This is a genomic window from Microbacterium sp. SORGH_AS_0505 (assembly GCF_030818715.1).
In the GTDB taxonomy this organism is placed as follows: Bacteria; Actinomycetota; Actinomycetes; order Actinomycetales; family Microbacteriaceae; genus Microbacterium.
Genome location: NZ_JAUTAT010000001.1, coordinates 1,604,693 through 1,617,082 on the forward strand (window position 1 = coordinate 1,604,693; position 12,390 = coordinate 1,617,082).

Sequence of the window (12,390 nt, forward strand, 5' to 3'; positions counted from 1 at the left end):
CTGATCACTCGGTATGTCTGGGGGAAATGAGGATGGTGACAAGCACACGGTTCGTCATGGGGCCGTGGCCGCGGTGGTGGCGAGGGCTGGTCGTGGCCGTATGAGGCGGGGCGTCATCGTGATGGGCACCGTGATGCTGGCGGCCCTCATGGGGTGCACGGCGGCCGAGGTGCGCCCGAGCGAATCTCAGCCGATGAGGGTCGGCCTCGAGGACACGTCCGGCTCTCCAGAACCGAATTGGGTGACGGGCGTCTCGTGGTGGACGAAGAGTGAGCCGAGGACCGTCTTCGGGGTTGATGTGTGCATGGTGGACGGTGCCGAGGCGAAGATCATCGCCGTCGAGCCCGTTGAGAAGGTGGGAAGCGTCATCGATTTGACGCCGCTCGTGCTATCCGCCCCATCACCAGCGGGCGGCGTGATATCTGCAACGGGATATCCGCCCCCGATGTCAGACGACGTGACCTTCGTCGCTGCCAAGGGGGCACAGTTCACCTATGCGTGCGGCTCACGGGGAGGGGTGCAACAGATCGTCATCGGACTCGAGGCCACCGGGCCTGAGGGCGGTGGGTGGAAGGGGATCTCTGTTCGCTACTCCGTGGGTGGTGCGCCGCACGAGCTCGTGGTGCCTCTGAATGCGTTGATGTGCGGAACGGAGACCGAACCCTGCGGACGGCCTTAGCACTCCTCGTCCTTCTCGTTCATGGGGCACCCCTTCGAGCGCTGAGCAATCAGGGGTCGTTGGCAGCGGTGACCGACGGCGCTAACGTTCGATGCATCGCGGACGGCATCGGGGGATGAGCATGCGGGAACAGTCAGTAGGGCTGCCGGGCGGTGCCGCCGCGATCGTGGCGGCACCCGTCGTCCTCGGGTACGTACTCGCCGCGGTGTCGACGGCGCTCGCCATCGGCTTCGCTGTACGGATGCCGCGGCCCCGGCGTCCGCGACCACCGATCCGCGCGCTGGCCGGATTGGTCGTCGTGGCCAGCGCCACCCTCTTTGCGGGGTGCTCCGCGGCACCCGTGGAAAGTGCGACGTCGGGGGTCGATTACGAGAGGTAGGAGTCGGTGGAGGCGCTGCGGTCCGAGGCCGATCTGATCGTCGAGGTCGAGCTCAGCGGACCGCGCAACGACGTCCTCATGCCGGAGTACAGCGGCGTTGACCCCAGGCTGAACCCCTTCGCCGGCACGGACGAGACGCCGGTTCCCGGGGACGGGGCCCTTGCGATCACGGTGTACGAAGCATCGGTGATCGCCGTCCACGACGGTGACGCAGAGGTGGGGGACTCCATCGACGTCGCGCAGATGGGTGGGACCCTCGACGGTGTCCACTACGTCTTTGCGAACGTCGCCTCTCTGACCGCGGGAGTACCGACCCTGCTCTTCCTCGAGACCCCTCCCGACGCGCCTGCCTTCATCGTCGGCGAGGATCAGGGGGCCTTCGAGCTCGACGGCGACACGTACAGGTCGCTCGGCGACGGCGGTCTGTCGCTGTCGCGGGCGGAGGCGCACGCGCTCGGCTGACCAGTAGGAGGCGGCTGCGGCATCCATCTTTCGGATGCCGCAGCCGCCTGGGTCTAGTCGCCCTTCACGTTGACGAGCTGGCGCAGCGTGTGGCGGATCTCGACGAGATCACCGGCGTCGGACATCACCCGGTCGATCGGCTTGTAGGCCTGCGGGATCTCGTCGATGAACGCGTCCGTGTCCCGGAACTCGATGCCCGTCATGGCCTCCCGCAGCTGCTCGTGCGTGAAGGTGCGCCGCGCCGCCGACCGCGAGTACTCGCGACCAGCGCCGTGCGGGGAGGAGTTGAGCGAGAGCGGGTTGCCGAGTCCCGAGACGACGTACGACGCCGTGCCCATCGATCCCGGGATGAGACCGGGCCGACCCTTGTCCGCCTGGATGGCGCCCTTCCTCGACACCCACACCTCCTTGCCGAAGTGCTTCTCGCGCTCGGTGAAGTTGTGGTGACAGTTGATCCGCTCCTGCTCGATCACGTCCTCGCCCATCGTCTCGGACAGCTGCCGGGCGACCCGGTCCATCATCTCCTCACGGTTCAGCAGCGCGAAGTGCTGCGCCCACCTCAGCTGCCGGATGTACGACCAGAACTCGTCCGTGCCCTCCGCCAGGTAGGCGAGGTCCCGATCGGGCAGGTCGATCCACCACTGCGTCGCGAGCCGCTGCGCCACGCCGATGTGGTGGATGGCGATCTTGTTGCCCACGCCCCGCGAACCGGAGTGGAGGAACATCCAGACCGCGTCGGCCTCGTCAACCGAGATCTCGATGAAGTGGTTGCCCGACCCGAGCGAGCCGAGCTGGTTCCGCCAGTGACCCGCGTATGACGCCGGGTCGAAGTCGTTCTTGGCCGCGAGCTCCTCCAGCTCGGCGATGCGCGGCTCAGCGGTCAGGACGATGGTCCGGTTGTCATGGCCCGCCGACAGCGGGACCGCCCGCTCGATCTGCTGCCGGAGCGTCGTCAGGTCACGAGAGACGAGCTGCGCCTTGGTGAACTGCGTGCGGACGGCGATCATGCCGCATCCGATGTCGACGCCGACGGCCGCCGGCATGATGGCCCCCAGCGTCGGGATGACCGAGCCGACGGTCGCCCCCTTGCCGAGGTGCGCATCCGGCATGAGCGCCAGATGGGGGTGGATGAACGGCATGCGGGACGAGGTGCGAGCCTGTTCGACGGTCTTCTCGTCGATGATGCTCGCCCACGACAGCAGCCTGTTCGAGAGCTTCTCCATGGTTCCTTTCCTTCGTGGAGGGCCCGGGAGCCTTCGTGCGGAGAGGACCACACGAGACGACGCCCCGGACCTGTGCGGTGCGGGGCGTCGGACGGTGATGGCGTCAGACGGCGCGCGCCGGAGGGTACGGCTCGTAGCGGAACGGGACCTTGGTCTCGTTCCGCTGGAGCAGATCACGCTGCTGCGTGGTCATGGCGTCCTCCGGGTTCTCGCCGTGCCGGTCGGCACAGCCTTGCTACGTTAGCGGCCCGGGCGTGTCGCGTCAAAGGTCGATCGTGCGCATGCCTGCGTCGTGTGGCAGGGTGGCCGCATGGGTGGACTCGTCGGCTGGCATCTCCTGATCATCCTCGGAGTGGTCCTGATGATCGCGTTGATCGTCTGGGGGATCTACTGGGTCGTGCGGCTGGCCGCGCGCCACGGAAGCGAGGATGCCGCCGACCGTCGCTCCCGCGTGGGGTAGAGCTCAGGCGAGGTAGCCCCACCAGCCGACGCAGCACATCGAGCCCGAGCAGCGAGGGTGCGGCGGGATTCGGTTCGAGGTCGAGCACCGGCCGCTCGATCACGAGGTCGCCGATGCGCAGCTCACGCGCGGTGACGCGCTCTGTCGACCCGGCCCGGGAGAAGACCCCGCCGCCGCCCGGGTCCTGCGGTGTCAGCCGCTCGAGCCCGGCCGTGAGCGGACCGTCGACGAGGCCGCTGCGCGCGCCGCCGGTGTCGACGATGAGGCTGTGGATCGTGCCGTCGATCTCGGCCACCACCCGCACCGCGATCGCGTCGGGCAGGTCCGGATCGGCATCGAGGTCGAGCGGGATGACGGTGCTCACGGCATCACCTTAATGACCGCTCAGAGCGACTGCAGCAGCGCCCGCATCCGGCGGAGCACCTCGTCGAGGTGATCGGTCAGAGAGGCGCCCGCGGGCTCGGATGCCCATGCCTCCAGTGCTGCCTGCAGGGCTTCGACGGTGACTCCGGCGATCGCCGCCGCCGTCGCCTCGTCCTCGCCGCGACGGCGGAAGCCCTCCCGGATGGCGTCCCGCAGATCCGCCTGCTTGCGCAGGTCCCGTTCGCGCAGCGCCGGCTCGGACGCGATCACCCGACGGGCGAAGCGCATCTCGGCACGCCGGGGCTCGAAACGCTCGCGCGCCAGCACCCGGAGACCGTCGATCACTACCTGCATCGGCTGCGCGTCCCGCGTCGCCTCGGCGATCATGCGGGTCGCGCGCTGCGGGATCTCGTCGTCGTCGAAGAAGACCTCGCGCTTGTCGCTGAAGTGGCGGAAGAACGTGCGACGCGTCACACCGGCCCGGTCGACGATGTCGGGCACGGTGGTCGCCGCGTAACCGCGCTCCTCGAAGAGCGAGAGCGCCGCCGCTCTCAGTCGTTCCCGGGTGTCCGGTGCCCATCTGGCCATCCGGACAGCATAGTGACGACACCCTGTGTCATGCGAGGTACAGTGATGACACCACGTGACATCACGACCGGAGGAACCGACATGCCCCGACACCACGCCGCCGCCGTCCTCGCAACGCCCCGCGCGCGTCTTTCCGTCGAGCGGATGCCGACGCCCGACCCGGCGCCACGCGAGGTCGTCGTGCGCGTCCGCGCCGTCGCGATCAACCCGATCGACTGGGTCATACAGGGCACGGGATCGGTCACCTACCGGTGGCTGCGTATGCCGGCGGTACTCGGCTCCGACGTCGCCGGCGAGGTGGTCGCCATCGGCTCCGAGGTCACGCGGTTCCGCATCGGCGATCGCGTCTTCGGGCTGGCGACGGGGACGGACCGCGGTCGCGACTCCCGGCGCGAGGGCGCGTTCCAGGAGTACACCACGCTCCTGGAACATCTCACCGCCCCGATCCCGGACGGCATCTCGCACGTGGAGGCATCCGTCCTCCCCCTCGGCGTCTCCACCGCCGCGTGCGCGCTGTTCCAGCCGCGCCACCTCGGACTGGCGATCCACGACCCCGCCGACGCGCGTCCTCGCGACCGCGGGGTCGTCGTCGTGTGGGGCGGGTCGACGAGCGTCGGCATGAACGCGATCCAGCTCGCCCGCGCGGCCGGATACGACGTGGTCAGTACGGCGTCGCCGCGCAACGCCGACCTCGTTCGGTCGCTGGGTGCCGACGTCGTCGTCGACCACGGTTCCCCCGGCGCCGTCGATGATCTCGTGGCGGGGATCAGCGGTCGCACCGTCGTCGGTGCCGTGGCCCTCGGCGAGACATCGACCGCCGGATGCCTCGAGGTGCTGCGCCGGACAGGCGGTTCGGTGCTCGCGATGGCGAGCATGCCGGTCTCGCTCGCTGAGCTCGCCGGGCGCCGCCGGCTCTTCCCGGCGATGCTGCCCGTGTTCTCGCGCCTGGGGCTGAGGACGCTTCTGCTGAACGCTCGCGCGCGTCGCGCCGGCATCCGAGCCGCCTTCATCTGGGGGACGAGCCTGCGCGACGACGAGGTCGGACGACGGCTGTGGGGGCGGCTGCTGCCGGAGTGGCTGGCGGACGGCACCGTCCGTCCGCTGCCCGAGGCGGTCGTGGCCGGCGACGGGGTGGGTGCGATACAGGAGGCGCTGGATCGTCAGCGCGCGGGGGTCTCTGCTCGGAAGATCGTCGTGACCCTCTGAACCGGAGCGGATCGCCCGGCGATCACACCGGGATCTCGACGAGGCGGAACCAGCGGCCGGTCGGCTGCAGCCGGGCGAGAACCGGAAGGAAGTGCGGGTCGCTGACGTGACCGTCGAACTCGACGCCGACAACGCCACGGCTCGACAGGACATCGAGCGAGCGGAGGATGCAGGCTTCGACGAGGCGCTCGCCGTCGGGGGCCGCGGCATCCGTCGTCTCCGCCGTCAGCAACGGGGTCTCGCCGTCGAGGTAGACGAGGGCGAGCGCGAGGACCCGACCGGTCGCATCCACCACGACGGAGGATGCCTCGGTGTCGATCTCGTCCCACAGGTCCTCGTTGAGCGCATCGGCGAAGGCGGGGCCGACCGGGCTCCACGACGCATGCGTCCACTCGTAGATCCGGGCGTTGGTGGCCTCGATCACCGCGCGGTCGACGGCACCGACGGCGATTGCGGCCGGGCCTGCGCGCAGCGCGGTCCGCGCCGCCGTCGTCGTCTGTGCAGGCGGAACGACCTGGATCGTCCGTGCGCCGAGCGCGTCGGCGAAGGCGAGCCCCGGATCGTCCACATACCCGCGTGTCATGAGGGCGAGCGGCGCTGCGCGGAGCGACGTGAGGTGCTGCACCATCGCCGTCCCGATCCCACGGCGGCGATGCGCGGGGTCGACCACCACGTTCACCCAGTAGCGGTCACCGTGCACGCGGCTCGTCCACATCAACCCGACCGCGACGATCCCATCGGTTTCCGCGACCACGGCCCGGGTGTGCTCGCCTCGCCACAGATCCGGTCGGAGCTCGTGTCCGGCCGTCCAGGCGGGAGTTGATGTCAGATCGCTCTCACGCAGTGGTCCGATGTTCACGGGAGGATCCTTCCCCGCGCCCGGGTCAGAGCTGGGCGCCGTCGTCGTCGCGGTCGTAGATGCCCTGATTCCGCCCGCGGCGCGACTCGTAGGCGATGAGCCACCCGATCGAGATCGCCGCCGCCAGGACGAGGCCGACCCATACGTTCTGTAGGATCAACCCGAACACGATGCCGCCGGCGAACAGCAGAACCGTGCCGAGGATCCAGAACCCGCGTCCCCGCTGTCGCTGCACCATGCGGCCAGCCTACGGTTCCCGTCGCCCGGCGCTCGCGCATCGGACCGCAGACGGTTACCGTGACGCGCATGAGGCTCATTCGTCCGGAGCTGGCCGACCATGTCGTCCACGCCGGCGTCGACCGGCCGGGTGCGGAGCGCCCGGTGCTCCTGTGGCATCACGGCTCCCCGCAGACCGGTGCCGTCCTGCCGCCCGTGGCCGCGATGGCGGATGCCGCAGGTTTCGACGTCGTCTCCATCGCCCGCCCGGCGTACGGGGGAGCGCCCCGCCTGCCCGGGCGAAGCGTCCGTGACGCTGCTGCACGGGTCGCCGACGTGTTGGACATCCTCGACCTTCGGGACGTCGTGTCGGTGGGAGCCTCCGGGGGCGGACCCCATGCGCTCGGCGTCGCCGCGCTCTCACCCGGGCGCGTCGCCGGCGTCGTCACCCTTGCGTCGATCGCCCCGTTCCGTCCCGGCGACGCGTCGTGGTTCTCGGGCATGGCCGATCCGTCGGGTCTTCGATCCGCCACCGCGGGGATCGCGTCGCGCACGGCTCACCTCGACGTCGAGGAGTTCGATCCGACCAGCTTCGTCGAGGCGGACTACCGCGCGCTCGAGGAGACATGGGCGTCGCTGGGCGAGGACGTCGCGGCATCCGCACAGTGGGGGTCGGACGGATTGGTCGACGACGACGTCGCCTTCACCCGGCCGTGGGGGTTCGCGCTCGCCGACGTCGTCGCCCCGGTGGTGGTCCTGCAGGGCGAGCTCGATCGCGTCATCCCGCCGTCGCATGCGACCGCGATCGCCGGCGGCATCCCTCAGGCGACGCTGCTGCGGATCCCTGACGTCGGACACATCGCGGTCCTCGACCATTTGCCCGCCGCACTCGCTGCGCTCCAGCGGATCTGACGGTCAGCGGCCCCGGTGGTCCTCCGGGGCGAGGCGGGGACCGCGTCGCGGTTCGACGACGCCGCTCGCCCAGATGAGGCGGATGACCCGCTGCCGCTGTCCCTTCCACGGCTCGAGGAGCTCCCGCATCCCGTCGTCGTCGACGCGTGAGCCCGTCAGTGCGTAGCCGACCTGATGGGCGACGTGATAGTCGCCGAAGCTGACCGCGTCGGGGTCGCCGAACGCGCGGATGCGCGTCTCGGCGCTCGTCCAGACCCCCACGCCCGGCAGGCTCGTGAAGACCCGATCACGGTCATCACCGGTCGTCGCGGCCACGGCCGCCCGCTCGATCGAGGCACGGCGACGCGCGGCGTCGACGATCGTGCGCGACTGCGGCGGTTCGAGGCCGGCGCGGTGCCACGACCAGCTCGGGATCATCCGCCAGTCCGCTGGCGGCGCGTACATCGGCCGCGGTGTCGGGCCGGGCGCGGCGTCGCCGCAGTGGGTCAGGATCCAGCGCCACGCGCCGAAGGCCTGGAGCCCGGTCACCTTCTGCTCGAAGACGCTGCTGACGAGCGCGTCGAACACGAGGTCGGTCGCCCCGATCCGCAGGTCGGGCCGGCGGTGGTGGGTCGCCGCGATGAGCGGATGCCGAGACGCGTCGAATTCGCCTGGGTCGTCGTCCGCGCCGCAGAGGCGCGGCAGCTGGTCCAACGTCCATGCCGCACCCGGTCCCCAGGCGGCGGCCCGGACCGTCCGCAGTCCCGGCCGGATCGCGATCGTCGCGACGCCCTCGGGAGTGCGGGTCGCCCGCCAGATGACGCCGTCCGCCGTCGTTTGCGAGGGATCGTGCGCGCCGCGCTGCTGATACCGGATCGCGCCCGCGACATCGGTCGGGACCTTCGGGCGGTACTCCGCCTCGAGGGGCTTCAGGTGCCGGGACGGCGACGGATGCGGCATCCGTTCACGCAGTCCCGATCTCATGCCGACACCCTACGTCCGGGTGCCGACAGGCGGCTGATCAGAAGCGGTCGGGCGAGGGGGTGCCGTGGCCGTAGCGGATGACGACGTCGGCGTGCCGGTCGAAGCGGTAGCCGATGCCGCGGACCGTGCGGACGATGTCCTCGTAGCGGCCGAGCTTGGAGCGCAGGCGTCGGACGTGGACGTCGATCGTGCGCTCGCCGGGAGCGTCGTCACCGTCGGCGTGGCTCCACAGGGAGGAGACGAGCTCGGTGCGCTCGATCGTGCTGCCCTCGCGCAGCACGAGGTACTGCAGCAGTTCGAACTCCTTGAAGGTGAGCGACGCCGTCTCGCCGTCGATGTGCACACGGCGACGGGAGATGTCGATCGTGACACCACCGGGCACGTGCTCGTCGAGCGGTTCCTCGGGCTTGGTGCGCGCCACCGCGGCGGGCTCGTGGAGGGCGAGTCGGACGACGTCGACGTCGCGGCCGCCGGCGCCGACGGGGGCGAGCGCGACGGTGGCGTGGGTCTCGGCGGACGGGGCGAGCTCGGCGATCGTGCGGCGGAGCGCGTCGACGATGACCGAGAGGCTGACACCGTCAGCGGCTGCCTTCAGCTCGTCGAGACCGACGTAGAGGGCGAATCCGCGGGGGGCGGTGCCGGCGGGGAGTCCCTTGGGAGCGGGGCGCTCCGTCACCGGCGGGGTGGCGATGTCCTCAACGGCGCGGAGGTGACGGGGGGCGGCGGGGGCGGAGAGGAGAGCGGAGGTCGACATGGCGATGTCCTTCGAAGGGGGAACCCGGAGCGGGACGCGGGTTCGAGAGTGTTGCGCGGGTGGCCTCACAGGGGCCGATGTGCGAGAAACCGGCATCCGCGTTGTGGGCGGGGGGCTGGAGTCTCGGGGGTCGATCGCCGCGTTCAGAAGCGGTGGAGCGACCCGGCGGGGATCACCGTGTCAGCGACACATTCGGCAACACATGACAGCACGCTGCGGCATCATGATGCCGGCAGTTCCGTTCGCCTCCCGGGCGGACAGAGTGCGTGCGAAGTCAGTCATGTGGCCGATTATGACGAACCGCGTCGGGATGTGTCAAACCGCCCGTGCCCGGCGCGCTCCGGATGACGGAATGTGACAGATTGCTCAATCCGACGCAGATCGCGTGCGACACCCGGCGACCGGCGTACCGTGAACGCATGAGTGAGCTGATCTTCACCGACGAGAAGGATGCCGCCCGGTACAGCCTGCACCGCGGCAAGGATCTCGTCAGCATCCTCGATTACAACGACGACGGCACGACGATCGCGCTGACCCGTGCGTACACGATCCCCACGTTCCGCGGCTCGGGCTACGCGGGAGAGCTGGTGCGGCGTGTGGTGTCGGACCTCGAGCGCCGCGGTGACCGGCGCGTGATCCCCGTCTGCTGGTACGTCGCCGACTGGTTCGACGCGAACCCCGGCCACGAGTCCCTGCTGAAGGAGCGTCGGACGGCCTAGGCCTCGCCGGGTCTCGGATCGCGGATCCGCCACCCTAGATTCTCGAGCGCGCCGCGCAAGCGGTCGGCGGCAGCTCGAGCGACCGCCGTGGACTCGTCGGAGCAGACGTCGATCGCCAGCGGCGGGGGGTCGGCGAACTTCGGGATCTGGACTTCCGCCCACGCGCCGGGAGACAGGCTGACGCGCGGGTACGCGGTGCGCGCATGCTCGACGACGCCGTCGCACGCGAACGCGATCGTCTCCAGCGCGTCGGGTTTGGTGATCGGCAGATCTACGACGAGGGTCACCACGAACGGTCCGCTCGCCGTGTCCCGATCGTGTCCCGACATCCCGTTCCCTTCGTCCGTCCTCCTCGTTCGTAGTCGTGCCGGACCGATGCGGTCAAGCCCGTAGGTCGGCCGTCGCCCGCGGGACACCATGAGGAGACGACCACGATGAGGAGACGACCATGGATCACGACGCCGACGACCGGATGAGCGATGCCGCACCCGCGGGTGGATGGTCGGAGCAGGATGCTCCCGTCGCCGCTTCCGGTGCCGTGACGAACGAGCAGAAGGAAGCCGAGGACGACGCTGACCGCGGACGCGGTGAGGGCGCTCCGATGCCGGATGCCGCGCCCGACCCGTTCGTCGAGAGCGCCGAGATCCAGCAGGGCCTCGACCCCGATGTGCTCACGGACGAGCAGGCGGATCGCCGCGCCGAGTGAGTCCCCTGGTGGACGCGGACGCGCGGGCGTACCGTGACGGCCATGTGCCGCAACATCGTTCCGCTCCACAACTTCGAGCCGGCGGCGACGGATGCCGAATGCCACGACGCCGCCCTGCAGTTCGTCCGCAAGATCAGCGGGATGAACAAACCGTCGCAGGCCAACACCGAGGCGTTCGAGCGCGCCGTCGAGGAGATCGCCGCCGCGACGCGACGACTGCTCGACGACCTCGTGTCGACGATTCCCCCGAAGGATCGCGATGAGGAGGCGGAGAAGCGTCGCGCCCGGTCCGCGGACCGCTACGAGGCCCTCCGGGAGTTTCAGGATCGGAAGAAGGCGGAGCGCGCCGCGGCATCCTGACATCGCCCTCGTCCGCCGGGCTGCCGGTAGCGTGGGACGGTCATGACATCGCCTGTAACAGCCAGCATCCCCCTGTCCTCCTCGCAGCGCTGGCGGGCGTTCTGGGTCTGCGTGTCGGTCGCGGCGTTCACGATCCTCGACCTCAGCAAGGTCAACGTCGGGCTCCCGGCGATCGAGACGTCGCTCGGTGCGACCTCGACCCAGCTGCAGCTCGTGGTCTCGGGGTACATCCTCACCTTCGGTCTCGCGCTCGTCCCGTTCGGCCGCCTCGGCGATCAGCGGTCGCGCAAGGCCCTCTTCATCGTCGGCCTCAGCCTCTTCACCCTCACGAGCGCCGCGTGCGCCCTCGCGCCGAGCATCGAAGTGCTCATGGCGGCCCGACTCGTGCAGGGCATCGCGGCCGGCATCCAGATGCCGCAGGTCATGGGCACGATCCAGCAGCTGTTCACGGGCAAGGAGCGCGGCCGCGCGTTCGGCCTGTTCGGCGCGACGATCGGCATCGCCACGGCGTTCGGACCCACCCTCGGCGGTCTCATGATCGCGATCGGCGGGGAGACCGACGGGTGGCGCGGCATCTTCTGGTTCAACGTGCCGCTGTGCCTCCTCGTCCTCGCCGGGGTCATCTGGCTGCTGCCGCAGACCCGCGCCGCGAGCGGCAAGCGACTGCAGCTCGATCCCGTCGGCATCGTCCTGTTCGCGTTCACGGTCATCTCGTTGATGTGGCCGTTCCTGTTCACGACCGGCTCACCCGATGACGACCCCAACCGCTGGTGGCTGCTGACCGCGTTCGTCCTGTTCGCGACGCTGTTCTTCTGGTGGGAGCGGCGGTACGCGGCATCCGGCCGGCAGCCCCTCATCCCGTTCCGGATGTTCCGCATTCCCTCGTATCGCAACGGCACATTCGTCGTGGTGGCCTACTTCACCGCGATCCCGCCGATGTTCCTGCTGGGGACCCTGTTCCTCCAGATCGGTGTGGGCCTCGAGCCGGTCTTCGCGGGCATGGTCTCGATCGGCTTCGCCGTCGCCAGCGCTTTCTCGTCGTACTACGGCGGATTGCTCGTCAATCGGTTCGGTCGCCAGCTGGTGACCATCGGGCTGCTGACCGTCCTCGTCAGCGTCGTGGCGCTCACGATCGTCGCGTACACGATGCCGCCCGAGACGGTCGCCTACGGCATGGCTGCCGCTCTCCTGGTCGCAGGAGCCGGCGGCGGTCTCGTCGTCTCGCCGAATCAGACCCTCACCCTGTCCGAGATCCCGGTCCGTGAGGGCGGACTCGCGGGGTCGGTCGGCCAGCTCGGCCAGCGCGTGGGGACCGCCGTCGGTACCGCCATCGGGCTGTCCCTGTTCTACGCGACGATCTACCGCGAATCGGATGCCGGACTGGAATCCCTCGCGATCTTCCACGACGCATACGCTTACGGCATGGCCGCGGTCGGGCTCTTCCTGGCGATCGCGACGTTCATCTCGGTCATGGATCTGATCAATCTGCGCCGTCGCGGAGCAATGGCACCGACCGCCGAGTGACGCCCGCGCGGCACGCC

Annotated in this window: 16 protein-coding genes; 8 read left to right on the top strand and 8 right to left on the bottom strand. The window is 69.8% G+C overall.

From position 1 onward, the window contains the following. The first annotated feature begins 64 nt into the window (after window positions 1-64). Both QE428_RS07860 and QE428_RS07865 read left to right on the top strand, forming a co-directional pair. Entirely contained in the window at window positions 65-679 is a 615-nt protein-coding gene (locus QE428_RS07860; protein ID WP_307467808.1) for a hypothetical protein, read from the top strand. A gap of 385 nt (window positions 680-1,064) precedes the next feature. Beyond that, on the top strand, window positions 1,065-1,520 hold the full coding sequence (locus QE428_RS07865) for a hypothetical protein (protein WP_307467811.1): 456 nt from the start codon (window positions 1,065-1,067) through the stop codon (window positions 1,518-1,520). A gap of 53 nt (window positions 1,521-1,573) precedes the next feature. Here QE428_RS07865 and QE428_RS07870 read toward each other — a convergent pair whose 3' ends face one another. From QE428_RS07870 to QE428_RS07880, 3 genes are all read right to left on the bottom strand, one after another. After that, window positions 1,574-2,743: an RtcB family protein gene (locus QE428_RS07870; RefSeq protein ID WP_307467812.1), complete on the bottom strand. Its 1,170-nt coding sequence runs from the start codon at window positions 2,741-2,743 to the stop codon at window positions 1,574-1,576. 341 nt (window positions 2,744-3,084) lie between these two features. Further along, on the bottom strand, window positions 3,085-3,567 hold the full coding sequence (locus QE428_RS07875; protein WP_231916532.1) for a retroviral-like aspartic protease family protein: 483 nt from the start codon (window positions 3,565-3,567) through the stop codon (window positions 3,085-3,087). Between the two features lie 20 nt (window positions 3,568-3,587). Continuing rightward, window positions 3,588-4,154, bottom strand: coding sequence for a TetR family transcriptional regulator (locus tag QE428_RS07880; protein ID WP_091351734.1), 567 nt, complete (start codon window positions 4,152-4,154; stop codon window positions 3,588-3,590). An 81-nt stretch (window positions 4,155-4,235) separates the two neighbouring features. On the opposite strand from QE428_RS07880, the gene QE428_RS07885 reads away from it, so the two are divergent. Then, the gene (locus tag QE428_RS07885) at window positions 4,236-5,360 is read left to right on the top strand and encodes a zinc-binding alcohol dehydrogenase family protein (RefSeq protein WP_307467816.1); all 1,125 of its coding nucleotides are present in this window, start codon (window positions 4,236-4,238) and stop codon (window positions 5,358-5,360) included. 22 nt (window positions 5,361-5,382) lie between these two features. Here QE428_RS07885 and QE428_RS07890 read toward each other — a convergent pair whose 3' ends face one another. After that, a complete protein-coding gene (locus QE428_RS07890; protein ID WP_307467818.1) occupies window positions 5,383-6,219 on the bottom strand; it encodes a GNAT family N-acetyltransferase in 837 nt (278 codons plus the stop codon). Between the two features lie 25 nt (window positions 6,220-6,244). Continuing rightward, window positions 6,245-6,457, bottom strand: coding sequence for a hypothetical protein (locus tag QE428_RS07895; RefSeq protein ID WP_091351737.1), 213 nt, complete (start codon window positions 6,455-6,457; stop codon window positions 6,245-6,247). Window positions 6,458-6,525: 68 nt separating this feature from the next. Between QE428_RS07895 and QE428_RS07900 the strand changes: the two genes are divergently transcribed. Next, the gene (locus QE428_RS07900) at window positions 6,526-7,347 is read left to right on the top strand and encodes an alpha/beta hydrolase (RefSeq protein ID WP_091351738.1); all 822 of its coding nucleotides are present in this window, start codon (window positions 6,526-6,528) and stop codon (window positions 7,345-7,347) included. A gap of 3 nt (window positions 7,348-7,350) precedes the next feature. Here the strand turns inward: QE428_RS07900 and QE428_RS07905 are convergent, their stop codons facing one another. Both QE428_RS07905 and QE428_RS07910 read right to left on the bottom strand, forming a co-directional pair. After that, window positions 7,351-8,310, bottom strand: coding sequence for a DNA-3-methyladenine glycosylase (locus tag QE428_RS07905; protein ID WP_231916534.1), 960 nt, complete (start codon window positions 8,308-8,310; stop codon window positions 7,351-7,353). Between the two features lie 37 nt (window positions 8,311-8,347). Then, window positions 8,348-9,064 (bottom strand): winged helix-turn-helix domain-containing protein, encoded by a 717-nt coding sequence (locus tag QE428_RS07910; RefSeq protein ID WP_091351740.1) that lies wholly within the window; start codon window positions 9,062-9,064, stop codon window positions 8,348-8,350. A gap of 419 nt (window positions 9,065-9,483) precedes the next feature. Here QE428_RS07910 and QE428_RS07915 point away from each other — a divergent pair, with 419 nt between their 5' ends. Then, on the top strand, window positions 9,484-9,783 hold the full coding sequence (locus QE428_RS07915; RefSeq protein ID WP_018186822.1) for a GNAT family N-acetyltransferase: 300 nt from the start codon (window positions 9,484-9,486) through the stop codon (window positions 9,781-9,783). Here QE428_RS07915 and QE428_RS07920 read toward each other — a convergent pair. Further along, window positions 9,780-10,112 carry a hypothetical protein gene (locus QE428_RS07920; protein ID WP_091351741.1) on the bottom strand — a complete coding sequence of 111 codons (333 nt, stop codon included), beginning with the start codon at window positions 10,110-10,112 and terminating at the stop codon, window positions 9,780-9,782. The two genes, QE428_RS07915 and QE428_RS07920, sit on opposite strands and share 4 nt — an antisense overlap. A gap of 119 nt (window positions 10,113-10,231) precedes the next feature. Here QE428_RS07920 and QE428_RS07925 point away from each other — a divergent pair, with 119 nt between their 5' ends. The 3 genes from QE428_RS07925 to QE428_RS07935 are packed head-to-tail and all read left to right on the top strand — an operon-like array spanning window position 10,232 to window position 12,373. Next, the gene (locus tag QE428_RS07925) at window positions 10,232-10,489 is read left to right on the top strand and encodes a hypothetical protein (protein ID WP_091351742.1); all 258 of its coding nucleotides are present in this window, start codon (window positions 10,232-10,234) and stop codon (window positions 10,487-10,489) included. Window positions 10,490-10,531: 42 nt separating this feature from the next. Continuing rightward, a complete protein-coding gene (locus QE428_RS07930) occupies window positions 10,532-10,849 on the top strand; it encodes a DUF2277 domain-containing protein (RefSeq protein WP_091351743.1) in 318 nt (105 codons plus the stop codon). A gap of 42 nt (window positions 10,850-10,891) precedes the next feature. Continuing rightward, window positions 10,892-12,373: an MFS transporter gene (locus QE428_RS07935; RefSeq protein WP_172824632.1), complete on the top strand. Its 1,482-nt coding sequence runs from the start codon at window positions 10,892-10,894 to the stop codon at window positions 12,371-12,373. Window positions 12,374-12,390 lie beyond the last annotated feature (17 nt).

What these genes read in the sequence shown, in the direction of transcription:
- QE428_RS07870 (WP_307467812.1), bottom strand. Translation starts at nt 2,743, where the DNA reads ATGGAGAAGCTCTCGAACAGGCTGCTGTCGTGGGCGAGCATCATCGAC.
- QE428_RS07880 (WP_091351734.1), bottom strand. Translation starts at nt 4,154, where the DNA reads ATGGCCAGATGGGCACCGGACACCCGGGAACGACTGAGAGCGGCGGCG.
- QE428_RS07885 (WP_307467816.1), top strand. Translation starts at nt 4,236, where the DNA reads ATGCCCCGACACCACGCCGCCGCCGTCCTCGCAACGCCCCGCGCGCGT.
- QE428_RS07895 (WP_091351737.1), bottom strand. Translation starts at nt 6,457, where the DNA reads ATGGTGCAGCGACAGCGGGGACGCGGGTTCTGGATCCTCGGCACGGTT.
- QE428_RS07900 (WP_091351738.1), top strand. Translation starts at nt 6,526, where the DNA reads ATGAGGCTCATTCGTCCGGAGCTGGCCGACCATGTCGTCCACGCCGGC.
- QE428_RS07905 (WP_231916534.1), bottom strand. Translation starts at nt 8,310, where the DNA reads ATGAGATCGGGACTGCGTGAACGGATGCCGCATCCGTCGCCGTCCCGG.
- QE428_RS07910 (WP_091351740.1), bottom strand. Translation starts at nt 9,064, where the DNA reads ATGTCGACCTCCGCTCTCCTCTCCGCCCCCGCCGCCCCCCGTCACCTC.
- QE428_RS07915 (WP_018186822.1), top strand. Translation starts at nt 9,484, where the DNA reads ATGAGTGAGCTGATCTTCACCGACGAGAAGGATGCCGCCCGGTACAGC.
- QE428_RS07920 (WP_091351741.1), bottom strand. Translation starts at nt 10,112, where the DNA reads ATGTCGGGACACGATCGGGACACGGCGAGCGGACCGTTCGTGGTGACC.
- QE428_RS07925 (WP_091351742.1), top strand. Translation starts at nt 10,232, where the DNA reads ATGGATCACGACGCCGACGACCGGATGAGCGATGCCGCACCCGCGGGT.
- QE428_RS07930 (WP_091351743.1), top strand. Translation starts at nt 10,532, where the DNA reads ATGTGCCGCAACATCGTTCCGCTCCACAACTTCGAGCCGGCGGCGACG.
- QE428_RS07935 (WP_172824632.1), top strand. Translation starts at nt 10,892, where the DNA reads ATGACATCGCCTGTAACAGCCAGCATCCCCCTGTCCTCCTCGCAGCGC.